Genomic DNA, 15356 nt, shown 5'->3' on the forward strand with positions numbered 1-15356 from the left:
GCGAAGCGCCGGAGACCAAGTAAGGTCGGGGACATGCCTCGGGTAGCTGCGATCGACTGTGGGACCAACTCCATCCGTCTGCTCGTCGCCGAGTTGACGCCGCGCCACGACGGCACGGTCGACCTGCGCGACCTGCACCGCGAGATGCGCATCGTGCGGCTCGGCCAGGGCGTCGACGCCACCGGCAGGCTCGCGCCGGAAGCGCTCGAACGCACCCGCGCCGCGCTCGCGGACTACACCGTCGCCGCGCGGCGCAAGGGCGTCGAGAAGGTGCGCATGGTCGCCACCTCCGCGACCCGCGACGCGAGCAACCGCGACGAGTTCTTCGCGATGACCCGCGAAACGCTCGGCGTCGAGGCCGAGGTGATCAGCGGCGACGAGGAAGCCCGGCTGTCCTTCACCGGCGCGGTCGGCGAGCAGGACCCGGACGACGGGCCGTTCGTGGTCGTCGACGTCGGCGGCGGCTCCACCGAACTGGTCCTCGGCACCTGGAACGGCCGCGAGGCCGAGGTGATCGCCGCGAAATCCGTCGACATCGGCTGCGTCCGGATCACCGAGCGCGCGCTGAAGGGCGACCCGCCGACCGCCGACGAGATCGCCGCCGCCCGCGAATTGGCCCGCGGCATCCTCGCCGAGGCGTTCGACATCGTGGACGTCGCGAAGGCCCGCACCTGGATCGGCGTCGCCGGCACCGTGACCACGTTGTCAGCGGTTTCGCTCGGCCTGCCCGAGTACGACTCCGAGCGCGTCCACCTGTCGAAGCTGTCGCACGGCGAGATCGACCAGCTCGCCGGACAACTGCTCGCGGCCGACCGCACGACCCGTGCCGAGAACCCGGTGATCCACCCCGGCCGGGTCGACGTGATCGGCGGCGGCGCGGTCGTCGTCCAGGTGCTCGCGGAGGAACTCGCCGCGCGCGGTGGTCCGGACCAGCTGGTGGTCAGCGAGCACGACATCCTGGACGGCATCGCTTTGTCGCTCGCCTGAACGCTCCGCAACGCCGGGGTCACCAGCCGCGCGCACCCGTACCAAAACCACCGAAAGTCATCAAGCGCAGTTAGTTGTGAGCTGACCGGGTGATGAACGGTGTTGTTATTCAGGTGCAACCCGGTGATCCGGTTACGAAGCGCTGATCCAGCTAGCCTCCATCTCGCTATTCGGACGCGAGAAACGGAGGGGACATGCGGGGTTCATCCAGGCTCTGGAGCGCGGCCGCAGTCGTGACAACCTTGTCACTGCTCCTGACCGCCTGTGGGGGCGGCGGATCCAGCAGCGGGTCGTCGGGAGAAGCGGATCCGAACGGGACCTTCACGGTCTACGGCACGGAACCGCAGAACACGCTGATCCCCACGAACACCAACGAGCTCGGCGGTTCCAAGGCCGTCGACCCGATGTTCTCCGGGCTCGTCGCGTACAAGGGCGACAGCGGCGAACCGTACAACCTGATGGCGGAGTCGATCACCACGACCGATTCCAAGGTCTTCGACATCAAGATCAAGCACGGCTGGAAGTTCCACGACGGCACCGAGGTCAAGGCGAAGAACTTCGTCGACGCCTGGAACTACGGGGCCAACTCGGCGAACGGCCAGATCAACAGCACGTTCTTCGAGAACATCGCGGGCTACGCCGACGTCCACCCGGCCGACAAGGCGGCGAAGCCGACCAAGGACAAGATGTCCGGCCTGGCGGTCAAGGGCGACTACGAGTTCCAGGTGACCCTGGACGCGCCGTTCTCTGTGTTCACCACCAAGATCGGCTACACCGCGTTCGCGCCGCTGCCGGACTCCTTCTTCAAGGACCCCGCCGCGTTCGCGAAGCACCCGATCGGCAACGGGCCGATGAAGTTCGTCAGCCGCACGCCGAACGTCGACATCAAGCTGACCCGGTTCGACGACTACCAGGGCCCGGACAAGGTCAAGTTCAAGGACCTGGACGTCAAGATCTACGCCAGCCAGGAAACCGCCTACCAGGACCTGCTGAGCAACAAGCTCGACTTCATCGAGACGCTGCCGCCGTCCGCGCTCACCGCGGACAAGTACAAGACCGACCTCAAGGACAACCTGGTCACCGGGCACCTGCTCGGCATCAGCACGATCGCGGTGCCGTACTACGTGCCCGGCTACAACAACCTCGACCTGCGCCGGGCGATCTCCATGGCGATCGACCGCGAGCAGATCACCAAGACGGTCATGCACGACACCTACGTTCCCGCCGACAGCTATGTCTCCCAAGGCATCGCGGGCTTCCGGCCGGGCGTGTGCGGCGAGTACTGCAAGTTCAACCCGGCGAAGGCGAAGGAACTGTTCGCGAAGTCCGGGTTCAAGGGCAAGCTCACCATCGCCTCGAACGCCGACGGCGGCCGCAAGGAACCGCTGGTGGCCGCGTGCAACAGCATCAAGAACACGCTCGGCGTCGAATGCGATTTCGTGCCCGCGACCGACTTCGGCCAGTGGCGCAGCATCGTGACCGGGCACAAGCTGACCGGCATGGGCCGTTCGGACTGGTCGGCGGACTATCCGTCCATTGAGGACTTCCTCAACCCGCTCTACCGGACCGGGGCCTCGTCGAACGACTCGACGTACTCCAACCCGCAGGTCGACGCTCTGCTGAAGCAGGCCGACTCGACGGCGGACAAGGACGCCGCGGTCAAGCTGTACCAGCAGGCCGAGGACCTGATCGCGAAGGACCTGCCCTCGATCCCGGTGTGGGACGAGAAGGGCGTCGCGGCCAAGTCGAAGCACACGAAGACCGTGGTCCTCGACTTCCGCCGCCGCGCGGACTACTCGTCGGTCGAGGTCCTCAAGAAGTGATGCGCTGACTCGTCCGTTTCCACCACGCGGCTCGTGAGCGCCCGCGCCGGCCACAAGCAGGCGCGGCGCTCACGAGCCCGGCGCGCACTCTGAGGAACCACGCATGATTCGCTACGTCCTGCGCCGCCTGCTCCAGTTGATCCCGGTGTTCTTCGGCACCACCTTCCTGATCTACGCACTGGTGTGGGCCGTGCCCGGGGACCCGTTCTCCGGCAAATGCGGTCAGCAAGCCTGCCCACAGGCCTATATCGACTTGATGACCGAGAAGTTCCACCTCAACGACAACCTGTTCGTCCAGTACTTCAAATACCTCGGGAGCCTGTTCAGCGGCGACTGGGGCGAGACGTTCAACGGCTCCTCGGTCGGCGAGCTGATCTCCACCTCCTACCCGATCACGCTGCGCCTCGCGATCGTCGCGGTGCTCATCGAGGCGGTCATCGGACTGAGCGCCGGCGTGCTGACCGGCTTGCGCGGCAAGGGTTTCCTCGACAACCTGGTGCTGGTCTCGACCACGTTCCTGATCTCGCTTCCGGTGTTCGTCACCGCGATCGTGCTGCAGATCGTGCTCGGCGTGAACCTGGGCATCATCGACGCCAGCGTTTCGGACGATCCGAGCTTCGGCGAGCTGATCGTGCCGGGCGTCGCGCTCGGCAGCCTCTCGATGGCTTACGTCGCGAGGCTGACGAGAACGTCGATCGCGGAGAACCGGCACGCCGACTACATCCGCACCGCCATCGCCAAGGGACAGCCCAACAGCCGCGTCATCGGCATTCATCTGCTGCGCAACTCGGTGATCCCGGTGCTGACCTTCCTCGGCACCGACCTCGGCGCCCTGATGGGCGGTGCGATCGTGACCGAGGGCGTGTTCAACATCAACGGTCTCGGCGGGCTGATCTTCCGCGGCCTCCAGAACCGGGAAAGCGCGACCGTCGTCGGCGTCGTCGTGCTGCTGGTGCTGGTGTATCTGCTGATGAGCCTGATCGTGGACCTGCTCTACGCCGTTCTCGACCCGAGGATCCGTTATGACTGACCCGAATCTCGTCGGCGGCGGAGGGGTCGACGCGGCACAGCTGTCGCATGTGGACAGCTCGGCCGACGCCGGCCCGAAGAAGCCGCGCAGTCTGTGGGGCGACGCGTGGCGGCAACTGCGCCGCAAGCCGACGTTCGTCATCTCCGCGGTGATCATCCTGCTGATCGTGCTCATCGCGATCGCGCCGGGATTGTTTTCGCACCGCCCCGCCGGATACAACGATCTGACCCACGCCAACGAAGGCCCGTCCGCGGACGCCTGGTTCGGTTACGACAACCAGGGTTACGACGTGTACGCGCGGACTATCTACGGAGCCAGGGCATCGCTCCTGGTCGGCGTTTTCGCGACGCTGCTGACTGTCCTTTTCGGATCGTTGATCGGCATCGTCGCGGGCTACTACGGCCGGATCGTCGACAGCCTGCTGTCCCGGCTCGGTGACATCTTCGCCGGTCTGCCGTTCGTGCTGGGCGCGATCGTCATCCTCACCACGTTCAACGCGCCCGGCACGAATCCCGGCCAGGTCACCATCATCGTCCAGGTGGTGTGCTCGATTGCAGTGCTGACCTGGCCGGTGGCGATGCGCATCATGCGGTCCGCGACGCTGGTGGCCAAACAGCTGGACTACGTGAAGGCGGCCCGTGCGCTCGGCGCGAGCACACCGCGGATCGTGTTCCGGCACCTGCTGCCGAACACGCTCGCGCCGGTGCTCGTGTACGCCACGATCGCGCTCGGCGCGGCCATCGGCGCCGAGGCGACGCTGGCGTACCTCGGCATCGGCGTGCGGCCGCCGGTGGTGTCGTGGGGCGTCATGATCAGCGACGCGCGCGACTATTTCCGCGCGGTCCCGCACATGCTCCTGTTCCCCGGTGCGTTCGTCACCATCACCGTGCTCGCGTTCGTGATGCTCGGCGACGGTATCCGCGACGCGCTCGACCCGAAGTCGAGGTAGCCGCAATGTCCACAGTGTCCAGTTCACCTGGTCCGACGACGGAGCACGAGCTGCTGCTCGAGGTCGAAGACCTGCACGTGGAGTTCCGCACCTCCGACGGCGTGGCCAACGTGCTCAACGGCGTCGGCTATTCGGTGCACGCCGGGGAAACCCTCGCCGTGCTCGGCGAATCGGGCTCCGGCAAGAGCGTCACCGCGCAGACCATCATGGGAATCCTCGACACCCCGCCGGGCGTGATCACCGGCGGGTCGATCCGGTATCGCGGCGAGGACCTGCTCACCGCGTCGGCGGACCGTCGCCGGCAGGTGCGCGGCGCGGAGATCGCGATGATCTTCCAGGACGCGCTTTCGGCGTTGAACCCGGTGTTCACCGTCGGGTTCCAGATCGAAGAGCAGCTGCGCGTCCGGCTGGGCATGTCCAAAAAGGATGCGCGCAAACGGGCGGTCGAACTGCTCGACCTGGTGCGGATCCCGGCCGCGGAACGGCGGGTGAAGGATTACCCGCACCAGTTCTCCGGCGGGATGCGGCAGCGCGCGATGATCGCGATGTCGCTCGCGCTCGATCCGGATCTGCTCATCGCGGACGAGCCGACGACCGCGCTGGACGTGACCGTGCAGGCGCAGATCATGGACCTGCTCGCGGATATCCAGCGGGAACGGCGGATGGGGCTCGTGCTCATCACGCACGACCTCGGCGTGGTCGCGGAGGTCGCGGACCGGATCGCGGTGATGTACGCCGGGCGGATCGTGGAACAGGCCGACGTGCGGGAATTGTTCAGTTCGCCGGGGCATCCCTACACCGCGGCGCTGATGGATTCGCTGCCCCGGCTGGACCTCAAAGGACAGACCCTGGAAACCATCAAGGGCCTGCCGCCGAGTCTGCTCGACATTCCGTCCGGCTGCCCGTTCCACCCGCGCTGCAAGCGGGCTGAGCAACGGTGCCGCGACGAGCGGCCGTCCTCGCACGCGCTCGGGTTCGGACGGGTCAGTGCGTGTCACTTCGCCGAGGAGGTGGTGGAGAGCCGTGGGTGAGCCGATTCTCAGCGTGCGCGAACTGGTGAAGCATTTCCCGGTGCGCACTGGTGTGCTGTTCAAACGGACCATCGGACAGGTGAAGGCCGTCGACGGCGTTTCGTTCGACCTGCAGCCGGGTGAAACTCTCGGCGTGGTCGGGGAATCCGGGTGCGGCAAGTCGACGCTCGCCCAGGTGCTGATGCGCCTGGAGGAGCCGACCAGCGGCAGCGCGACCTTCGAGGGCCGCGACCTGTTCAAGCTGCGCGGCGCGGAATTGCGGCGAATGCGCCGGGAAATCCAGATCGTGCTGCAGGATCCGTACACGTCGCTCAATCCGCGGATGACGGTCGGCGACATCGTCGGCGAGCCGTTCGAGATCCACACCGACGTCGCGCCGAAGGGTTCGCGGGCGAAGAAGGTGCAGGAACTGCTGGAGGTGGTCGGGCTCAACCCCGAGCACGTGAACCGGTATCCGCACCAGTTCTCCGGCGGACAGCGGCAGCGCATCGGCATCGCGCGGGCGCTGGCGTTGCGGCCCAAGGTGATCATCTGCGACGAGCCGGTGTCCGCTTTGGACGTTTCGATCCAGGCGCAGGTGATGAACCTGCTCGGGGAACTCCAGGGCGAGTTCGGACTGTCCTATGTGTTCATCGCGCACGACCTCTCGGTGGTGCGGCATCTGTCCACCCGGGTCGCGGTGATGTACCTGGGCAAGATCGTCGAAATCGGTACTGAGGACGAGATCTACGAGCGACCGTCTCATCCGTACACCCAGGCGTTGCTGTCCGCGGTGCCGGTCGCGGACCCCGCGGTGCGCGGGCAGCGGCAGGTGATCCGGCTGGAGGGTGACGTGCCGAGTCCGATCGATCCGCCGTCGGGCTGCCGTTTTCGCACGCGCTGCTGGAAGGCCGCGGATATTTGCGCGACCGAGGTGCCGAAGCTGGAACCGAGGACGGACGGGCATCTGTCGGCTTGTCACTTCGCCGAGGAGAAGTCGGTGGTTCCGTAACCTGGCGATTCCTCCGGTTTGCCGATTGCCGTGCGCAGTGTCCGCTATGTACGTTGCATTGTCGGTTTCGGTCAGGAGGACTCGTGAAAAGACCAAGATTGCTCGCTGTGGCACTCGCGGTGCCATTGTTCGGTGCGGTGTCCGGCGTCGCCGTTGGAGCGGCGTCGGCCCAACCGGCCGGACCGGTCACGGAATTCAGCGTGCTGGCGCGGGACGGCCAGAGCGTCGCCGCCGCGCAGCAGGCGGTGCGCGACGCCGGCGGCACGATCGTCGCGACCAACACGGCGGTCGGGCTCATCACCGCCACCGCGCCCGCTGCCGGCTTCACTGAGCGGGTTTCGGCGAACCGCGCGGTATTCGGTGCGGCGAAGGCGAAAGCGATCGGCAGCGCGCCGAAGGCGGGCAAGAAGGAGAAGCCGGACGCGGTCGAGAAGGAAGGCCGCGGCAGCGTTTCGCGCAAGGCCGCGGCGAAGAAGGCGGTCGGCACCGATCCGCTGGACGACCAGCTTTGGGGCCTCAAGTCCACTCGCTCCGACCTCGCGCGCTCCAAGCAGGCGGGCGACAAGCGGGTGAAGGTCGGCATCATCGACACCGGCGTCGACGGCAGTCACCCGGACATCGCGCCGAACTTCGACAAAGCCGATTCGCGCAACTTCACCAAGGACATCGTCGCGGACGTCAACGGCACGGTCGTCGACGGCCCGTGCGAATACCGCGGCTGCGTCGACCCGGTGGACCACGACGACAACGGCCACGGCACGCACGTCGCCGGCACGATCGCCGGGGCTGCCAACGGATTCGGCGTGTCCGGGGTGGCGCCGAACGTGACCCTGGTGAACGTCCGCGCCGGACAGGATTCCGGGTACTTCTTCCTCCAGCCGACGGTCGACGCGCTGACGTATTCCGGCGACGCCGGACTCGACGTCGTCAACATGAGCTTCTACGTGGACCCGTGGCTCTACAACTGCCGTTCGAACCCGGCGGATTCTTCTGCCGAGCAGGCGGAACAGCGCACGATCATCGAAGCGGCCACGCGGGCGTTGAACTACGCGCACCGCAAGGGCGTGACGATGGTGGTCGCGCTCGGCAACCAGCACGACGAAATGGCCGCGCCGCACGACGACGTCACGAGCCCGGACTACCCGGCGAACGGGACGCATCCGCGCAAGATCGACAATTCCTCGTGCTTCTCGCTGCCGGTCGAAGGTCCGCACACCATCGGTGTCGGCTCGTTCGGTCCGACGCAGGCGAAGGCGGATTACTCCAACTACGGGACCGAGCAGATCTCCGTTTCCGCGCCGGGCGGGTATTTCCGGGACGGTTACGGCACGCCGTGGTACCGGACGGTGGAGAACGAGATCCTGTCGACGTACCCGCGCAATGTGGGTGTCGCGGAAGGAAACATTGACGCGGCGGGCAATGTGACGCCGGCTGGCGTCGCGCTAGGCGTGCAGAAGGCGACGGCGGCGGACGGCCGGGTCGGCTATTACCAGTGGCTGCAAGGGACTTCGATGGCCGCTCCCCATGCGACTGGTGTCGCGGCGCTGATCGTTTCCCAGTACGGCAAGAAGACCGGGCATTCCGCGTCGATGGATCCGGACGCGGTGCAGCGGGTGCTGGAAGGCACGGCCGCGCCGATCGCGTGTCCCGTGCCGAGAACGGTCGATTACCTGAAGGAGGGCCGGGACGCTTCGTTCACGGCGACCTGCCTGGGTGACGCGTCGTTCAACGGTTTCTACGGACATGGTTCGGTGGACGCCTATTCCGCGGTGACGCGGGGTTCGACGTACCTGCGCTGAACGAGCGGCGGTGGGGCGGGTGTTCCGCCCCACCGCCTGTTTCAGTACTTCCGCAGCCGGTCCATGATCTTGTCGGCTGCCTGTTGTTGTTGCGGGGTAAGCGACTTGACGGTCGCTTCGGCACCGCAGAATTTGTCCGTCGTCGGGCGGATTCCGTTGACCAGGTAATCGATGACGGCGTTGAAGCCGCAGCTGTTCAGGTACGGGAGTCCGACGCCGTGGCCGCCTTGGTCCACAGTGACCATTCGAGCTCGGTCGCCGAACGCTTCGCGGGTGTCCAGCGCGCCGGACAGCGGGGTCGCCGGGTCGCGCATGTTCTGGACCAGCAACAGGTTTGACGGTCCCTGGTCGCTGAATTGCACGGCCGATTCCAGTGGTTGGTAGGGCCAGGCTGCGCACGGCCAGACGTTCGCGGTCGCGCCGCCGAGCATCGGATAAGCGGCCCGGTCCGCCACGACATTCCGCTGGTAGGTCGAAATCGTCCGGGGCCAGGCGTTGTCGCCGCACAGGACCGACAGCATGGTCGCCCGCTCGCTCTGTTCCTGCCCCGTGGCGGGCGGCAGCAGCGAGCCGGGCGGGGGCTGGTCGTTGAGGAGGGCTTGCCACGTCTGGGCCAGCCTGGGGAAGGTCAGCGTCTGGTAGGTGAGGCTGTGCGTGCCCAGCCGGAAGAGCGAGCCGTCGATGCCGGAGGCCGGGTGCTGGTCGAGTTTGTCCGCGAGTTTGAAGAAGGTCGCGGTGACCTCGGCGGGAGTGCTGCCGAGTCCGTAGGTCGGATGGCGCACCGCGGCCCATTTCGCGAAGTCCGGGAAGCGGTCCTGCATTCCCTCGGCGAACCGGCGGGCGGTGGTGAGGTCGACGCCGGTCGGCCCGGCGACGCTGTCGAGCACGACGCGGTCGGTCTGGTCCGGGAACAGCGAGGCGTAGACCCCGCCGAGGTAGGTGCCGTACGACAGGCCGAAGTAGGAGATCTTCTGCTCGCCGAGCGCGGCGCGGATCCGGTCCATGTCGCGGGCGGTGTTCGCGGTGGTGACGTAGGGCAGGATCGCCGCGGACGCCGAAGCGGCGCATTGCCGGGCGATCTGCTTGGCGGCCGTCGAGGCCTGCACGACTTCTTCGCGGTTGTGCGCGTATTTCGGGGTGAAGGCGAGTTGCTCCGGAGCGAGATCGCAGCTCACCGGCGTGCTGTGGGCGACCCCGCGCGGATCGAAGCCGATCAGGTCGTACTCGGCGAGCAGGCTCGCGGGCACTCCGATCCGCGCCCAGGTCGACGGGAAGGCGAGCCCGGGTTCGCCGGGGCCGCCCGGGTTGAACAGCAGCACTCCGCGCCGTTTGGCCGGGTCGGTGCTCGGCAGGCGGGAAATCGCGAGGCTGATCTTCTTCCCGTCGGGATGCCGGTAGTCCAGCGGCACTTCGAGCGACGCGCATTGCAAGCCGGGCGACGCGACGTCGGCCGGGCACGCGCCCCAGTTCACCGAGGATTTCGCCGGGGAGGCGTGGGCTGGGACAGCGGTCGCCGTCAGCGCGGCGGCCGCCAGTACGGCGAGCAATTGTTTTCGCACGGGTTTCCGTCCTTTGCTGAGAACAAGCGAACTCAGGAACTGAAGGGAAATGCACGAAAGCTGTGTTCACGGATGGTTCGACCGCTGGTCAGGCCGACCCCCGGCCGCTTCGATGATCGAGAACGCCGCCGACGTTACTCCGATCTCCTCGGCACGGGAAGGGGTCAGCGGCGCGGTTCCCAGCGGAATAGCCGGGTCGCCAGCGTGACGCTGAGAATCAGCCACGCCGCGATCGGGCCGAACAGGACTAGCGAGTCGGTTGCCGAGCTTCCGCCATTCCAGGAATTCAATACGAGTTCGGTGGCCGCGCCGCCGGGAAGAAGGCGTTTCAGCAGGGACAGCTGTTCGGTTCCGGTGATTCCGACCCAACTTGCTACCGCGAGAACCGCGACCGTGATGGGCAGCGTGGTGACCTGGGCGTGCTCCGGGGAGTTCGTGAGGCCGGCGGTGGCCAGGCCGAGCGCGACCATCATGCCGATGGTCGCGACGACCGCGACGACCAGCAGCAGCGGGTTTTTCGGTGCGCCGGTGACCGCGCCGAGCACGGCGAGGATGACGCCGACCTGGATGGTGGTGATCGCGGTGATCGGCAGGAGCAGGCCGACGAGAATGCCGGAGTCGCTCGCCGCGGTGGAGCGCAGGCGTTTGAGGAAGAGGTTCTGCCGCCGGGCGGCGAGAGTGGTGACCGTGGTGGTGTACAGGCCGATCGCGGTAATGAAGAAAAGCGTCAGTGCTGCGATATATCCGAGGCTTCCGAGTTTTGCGAAGGTTTCGTGCCGAGAGATGAAGAAAGCGCTGAACGCGACGGGCAGGATCAATGAGGTGACCAGCACCAGGCGATTCCGGAAGAGCTGGATCAGTTCGCCGCGGGCAATGGAGAGCATGGGAAAGCCTTTCGGTGCTTAAGCGTTGCTGATGGCGCGGAAGACGTCGTCCAGACGCGTCGGTCCGGCTTCTAGTTCAGCTAGTTCTACGGCGTAGTCCGCTGCCCAGCCGAGCAGAGTGTGCAGGTCCTTTTGCAGGCCGAAGGTCTCGATGAGGAACCGGCCGTCCTCTTCGCGGGTCGCTTGCAGCGGCGGCGCCGGGGCGTGCGGCGGAAGTCCGAAGCGGATGGTCGCGGGCAGCGTCCGGGTCAGTTCGGCGACGGTGCCTTCGCGGTTGAGCGTGCCCTGGTGCATCAGGCCGATGCGATCGGCGCGCTGCTGTGCTTCCTCGAGGTAATGCGTGGTCAGGACGATGGTGGTGCCGTCCTCGCGGAGCCGGTCCACGGCGTCCCAGAGCGCGTCGCGCGACTGGATGTCCAGACCAGTGGTCGGCTCGTCGAGGAAGACCAGGTCCGGCGTCCCGTACACGGCGGTCGCGAAGTCGAGCCGACGTTTCTCGCCGCCGGACAGCTGCGACACCCTGGTGGTGGCTTTGCGGGTGAGGTCGATGATGCCGAGCAGCCGCTCGACGTTGTCGTCGCGCTGGGTCAGGCTGCCGATCAGCCGGATCGACTCGCGTACGGTCAGGTCCGGCGAGAAGCCGCTTTCCTGCAGCATGATCCCCATCCGGGGACGCACCGAAGCGCGGTCGCGCGGGTCTTTTCCGAACACCCGCACGGAGCCGGAGCTGGGTTTGCGGTGGCCTTCGACGGTCTCCAGCGTCGAGGTCTTCCCGGCGCCGTTCGTGCCGAGCAACGCGTACAGTTCGCCGCGAGCGACCTGGAACGACAGATCGCGCACGGCCTGGAAGTCGCCGTAAGTGAGGTTCAGGCGGTCGACTTCGATGACTGGGGTCGTGGACATGCTCCGATTCCAGCCGGATCCGCTGGTCGGAAGTAGTGCGACCACGTCAGCCGAAGACATGACACTGCGTCACTGGTGGGCCCTCGGCGGCTGCGGCATGCTGGGGCCGAATCCCGTGGCCGAAGCTGGAGCACCATGATCGAGATCCGTCCTCCGTGGACTCGCCGCACGGCTTGGGCCAGCAGCGTGGTCCAGGACCGGCTGCGACGGCTCAACCTCATCACGGTGATGCCGCCGCTGGTGTTCGTCGGGCTGCTGCTGGTGGTGTTCGCGTCGAAGACCTGGTGGCACGTCGTCATCCAGGTGATCGGGCTGCTGGCCGCCGTGGTGACCGCGGAACGCTGGACCGCCGGCGATTTCCTCCGCGTCGCGCGTCCGTGTCTGGTGCTCACCGCGTTCGTCTGGCTCGCCGGCGCGCTCAGCGACAAGAGCGCGGCGTTCTACGGACTGACCATGGTCGGGTCGTTCCTGATCCCGCCGCTGGTGCGGCACCGGTTCGCGGCACTGGTCGGCCTCGCGGTGCTGACCGGCGCGATCGGCGCGACGAACCTGCTGGTGTACGACGACAAGGTCGGCGGGCGGCTGCTCGCTTTTGTCGTCGCCCCGGCCCTGGCCGCGGCGCTGTCGACCGTGTTCATGTTCGCCAGCCAGAAGCTCTACGACCTCGTCGTGGAACTGGAGGAGTCCCGGGAGAAGGAAGCCGAGCTGGCGGTGGTCCGGGAGCGCGTCCGGTTCGCCAGCGAGCTGCACGACATCCAAGGGCACACGCTGCACGTGGTCAAGCTGAAGGTCGCGCTCGCGGAGAAACTGCTGCACCGGGATCTCGGACGCGCGCAAGAGGAATTGCGCGAAGTGCACACCCTGGTCGGCGAAACCATCGTGCAGACCAAGGAACTCGCTTACGCCCAGCGCAGGCTCAATCTGTCCGCGGAACTGGAGAACGCGAAGAATCTCTTCGAGGCGGCGGGAATCCACGTGCGGGTCGAACGGCTCGCGGAGGCCGGTTCGGGGGCGGACGAACTGCTCGGCCAGGTGTTGCGCGAGACCACCACGAACATCCTGCGGCACGCGCAGGCCCGGCAGGTGCGGATCACGTTGACCGAAACGGGGATCAGCATCGTCAACGACGGCGTTCCCGACCGCGAGGAACCGGTACTGAGTGGACTGTCCACTTTGGCGGACCGGCTGGCGGACGAGGGCGGAGAATTGACCGTGGAGCAGAAGGACGGCCGATTCGTGACGGCCGCGGCCTTCCCGGAGAAGCGATGACGACGGTAGTGCTAGCTGACGACGAAGCCCTGCTCCGCAAGGCGATGGCCGCGTTGCTGCCGATGGAGGACGAGATCACCGTGCTCGCGGAGGCGGAAGACGGCGAGGCGGCGGTGCGGGCCACTGTGGAGCATCGGCCGGACGTGCTGGTGATCGACCTGGAGATGCCCAATGTGGACGGTCTGGGCGCGGTCGCGCGGATCCGGCGGGAACGGCCGGAGCAGGTGATCCTGATGCTGACCCGGCACGCGCGGCCGGGTGTGCTGCGCAAGGCGTTGAAGCTCGGTGTGCAGGGGTTCGTCAGCAAATCGGCGGAACCGGCGCACATCGCGGCGGTGATCCGGACGCTGGACGAGGGCAAACGCTGGATCGACCCGGACGTCTCGGCGCTCGCCGTGGTGGACGATTGTCCATTGACGGTGCGGGAAATCGACGTACTGCGGGCGACGCGGGAGGGGTATTCGGTCGCGGACATCGCGACGCAGCTGCACCTGGCGGAGGGGACGGTGCGGAATTACCTGTCGAACGCGATGCAGAAGACGCAGACGCGAACGCGGCACGAGGCGGCGCGGTATGCGCGGGAGCACGACTGGTTGTGAGTGCCTATGCCGGTGAGCACCGGCATAGGCACTCACCAGGTCAGCGGTTGGACGCCTGCTTCACGAACTTGCCCAGGTCCTTCGACTGCTGCACCCGCGACGGTTCGTGCACGTACATCATGTGCCCGGCCGGGTAGTAAGCCGTGTCGATGTTCTCCCGCAGCTCCTCCGGGATCTTCAGCTGCGAAAGCACGTACTCGGACGCGTAGTACGCCGTCGCGCCGTCGTAGTGTCCGAACGCGACGTGGACCTGCAGGTGCGGGTTGGCCCGCATCGCCGCGCTCAAGGTGTCCACAACGGACACCGAACGGCCCTCGAACTCCTTGTAGGACCAGGCCTTGAACACCTCGGTGGACAGGATCTCGTACGGCAGGTCGTTCTCGTAGCCGAGTTCGGCGCGCACGTAGTGGTTGAACCCGGCGGAGTAGGCGCCGATGATCCGCGACACCGAGGGGTCGTCGCTCATGTGCTCGACGCCGCCGTCCGGTTCCCACGTGGTGAACCGGCCGTCCATCCGGCCGACGGTCTTGCCCTGGTCGCGCAGCAGTTCGGTGAAGAACCGGACGTGCTCGATCCGCAGGTTCACCCGGTCCACATAGGACTCGCTGAGCCCGGTGAGCGACGCCAGCGTCTGCACCGCCTCGGTACGGTCCTGAGTGGACAGCCGCGCGCCGCGGGAAAGCGCCCACGGCAGTTCCTTCGAGGCGAAGTCCTCGGCGTCGGCGAGCACGTCGTCGAGCGGCCGTTCGCCGTGCCTGCCGTGGTAGTGCGCGATCGCCGCGTACGTGGGCAGGAACAGCGAGTACGGCAGGTCGTTGCCCTCGTGGAACCGCAGCGTGCCGAGGTCCAAAACGGACGAGATGAGCATCAGGCCGTTGAGGTACAGGCCGTAGCGCTCCTGCAGGTGCCCGGCCAGCGCGGCCGCGCGCAGCGTGCCGTACGACTCGCCGGCCAGGAACTTCGGCGACAGCCAGCGCTGGTTGCGCGAAACCCACAGCCGGATGATCTCCGCGACCGATTCGACGTCGCCCTGGAAACCGGTGTACGGCTGGGATTCGCCGCCCTCGGTCACCCGCGAGTAGCCGGTCTGGACCGGGTCGATGAACACCAGGTCGCTGTGCGCGAGCAGGCTTTCCGGGTTGTCCTCGAGCCCGTACGGCGGCGGCACCGGGTCGTTGACGTCGCCGGACAGCACCCGGCGCGGTCCGAGCAGGCCCATGTGGAGCCAGATGCTGGAGGAACCGGGGCCGCCGTTGAAGGCGAAGGTGACCGGTCGCGTGCCGGGGTCGGCGTCGTCGAGGGTGTAGGCGGTGAGGAAAACCTCGGCCTTGGCCTGGTGGCCCTCGGACTTGCCGTCCTTCTTGACCTCTTGGCGGAGCACGATCCGGCCGGTCTGGGCGGTGTAGGCGAGCTTGCGCCGCTTGACGGTGAGCGTGTGCTGCGTCGTGACGAGGTCGTCGACGGGCTCCGCCGCCTTCGTCTCCTCGTCCTTGGTCTTCTCGGCGGTCTCGTCCGCGGTGGTGTCGGCCATG

13 protein-coding genes are annotated in these 15356 nt (G+C 67.0%); 9 read left to right on the forward strand and 4 right to left on the reverse strand.

Annotated features, from left to right (window positions below):
- Positions 1–33 precede the first annotated feature (33 nt).
- The 7 genes from EIZ44_RS28550 (at position 34) to EIZ44_RS28580 (ending at position 8610) form a co-directional block, all read left to right on the forward strand.
- On the forward strand, positions 34–987 hold the full coding sequence (locus EIZ44_RS28550) for a Ppx/GppA phosphatase family protein (protein ID WP_134732356.1): 954 nt from the start codon (positions 34–36) through the stop codon (positions 985–987).
- Positions 988–1181: 194 nt separating this feature from the next.
- Complete coding sequence (locus tag EIZ44_RS28555) at positions 1182–2810, forward strand: peptide ABC transporter substrate-binding protein (RefSeq protein WP_043836577.1); 1629 nt, start codon at positions 1182–1184, stop codon at positions 2808–2810.
- A 103-nt stretch (positions 2811–2913) separates the two neighbouring features.
- Positions 2914–3840: an ABC transporter permease gene (locus EIZ44_RS28560; protein WP_134732358.1), complete on the forward strand. Its 927-nt coding sequence runs from the start codon at positions 2914–2916 to the stop codon at positions 3838–3840.
- Positions 3833–4789: an ABC transporter permease gene (locus EIZ44_RS28565; protein WP_037820263.1), complete on the forward strand. Its 957-nt coding sequence runs from the start codon at positions 3833–3835 to the stop codon at positions 4787–4789. The genes EIZ44_RS28560 and EIZ44_RS28565 overlap by 8 nt, the downstream gene beginning before the upstream one ends.
- A gap of 5 nt (positions 4790–4794) precedes the next feature.
- Positions 4795–5820, forward strand: a complete 1026-nt coding sequence (locus EIZ44_RS28570; protein WP_037820264.1) for an ABC transporter ATP-binding protein — start codon at positions 4795–4797, stop codon at positions 5818–5820.
- Positions 5813–6811 (forward strand): ABC transporter ATP-binding protein, encoded by a 999-nt coding sequence (locus EIZ44_RS28575; RefSeq protein ID WP_037820267.1) that lies wholly within the window; start codon positions 5813–5815, stop codon positions 6809–6811. The genes EIZ44_RS28570 and EIZ44_RS28575 overlap by 8 nt, the downstream gene beginning before the upstream one ends.
- 83 nt (positions 6812–6894) lie before the next feature.
- The gene (locus EIZ44_RS28580; protein WP_134732360.1) at positions 6895–8610 is read left to right on the forward strand and encodes a S8 family serine peptidase; all 1716 of its coding nucleotides are present in this window, start codon (positions 6895–6897) and stop codon (positions 8608–8610) included.
- Positions 8611–8651: 41 nt separating this feature from the next.
- Here EIZ44_RS28580 and EIZ44_RS28585 read toward each other — a convergent pair whose 3' ends face one another.
- From EIZ44_RS28585 to EIZ44_RS28595, 3 genes are all read right to left on the reverse strand, one after another.
- Complete coding sequence (locus tag EIZ44_RS28585; RefSeq protein WP_167754306.1) at positions 8652–10169, reverse strand: alpha/beta hydrolase; 1518 nt, start codon at positions 10167–10169, stop codon at positions 8652–8654.
- Positions 10170–10333: 164 nt separating this feature from the next.
- On the reverse strand, positions 10334–11053 hold the full coding sequence (locus EIZ44_RS28590) for an ABC transporter permease (protein ID WP_134732362.1): 720 nt from the start codon (positions 11051–11053) through the stop codon (positions 10334–10336).
- An 18-nt stretch (positions 11054–11071) separates the two neighbouring features.
- Positions 11072–11956, reverse strand: coding sequence for an ABC transporter ATP-binding protein (locus tag EIZ44_RS28595; protein WP_134732365.1), 885 nt, complete (start codon positions 11954–11956; stop codon positions 11072–11074).
- 135 nt (positions 11957–12091) lie between these two features.
- Between EIZ44_RS28595 and EIZ44_RS28600 the strand changes: the two genes are divergently transcribed.
- Positions 12092–13225 carry a sensor histidine kinase gene (locus EIZ44_RS28600; protein ID WP_205673340.1) on the forward strand — a complete coding sequence of 378 codons (1134 nt, stop codon included), beginning with the start codon at positions 12092–12094 and terminating at the stop codon, positions 13223–13225.
- Positions 13222–13824, forward strand: coding sequence for a response regulator transcription factor (locus EIZ44_RS28605; RefSeq protein WP_037820278.1), 603 nt, complete (start codon positions 13222–13224; stop codon positions 13822–13824). The genes EIZ44_RS28600 and EIZ44_RS28605 overlap by 4 nt, the downstream gene beginning before the upstream one ends.
- Before the next feature lie 40 nt (positions 13825–13864).
- Here the strand turns inward: EIZ44_RS28605 and EIZ44_RS28610 are convergent, their stop codons facing one another.
- Positions 13865–15355, reverse strand: coding sequence for a S10 family peptidase (locus EIZ44_RS28610; protein WP_134732367.1), 1491 nt, complete (start codon positions 15353–15355; stop codon positions 13865–13867).
- Between the last annotated feature and the right edge of the window lies 1 nt (position 15356).

Source organism: Amycolatopsis nivea (assembly GCF_004522235.1).
GTDB classification, from domain to species: Bacteria; Actinomycetota; Actinomycetes; order Mycobacteriales; family Pseudonocardiaceae; genus Amycolatopsis; species Amycolatopsis nivea.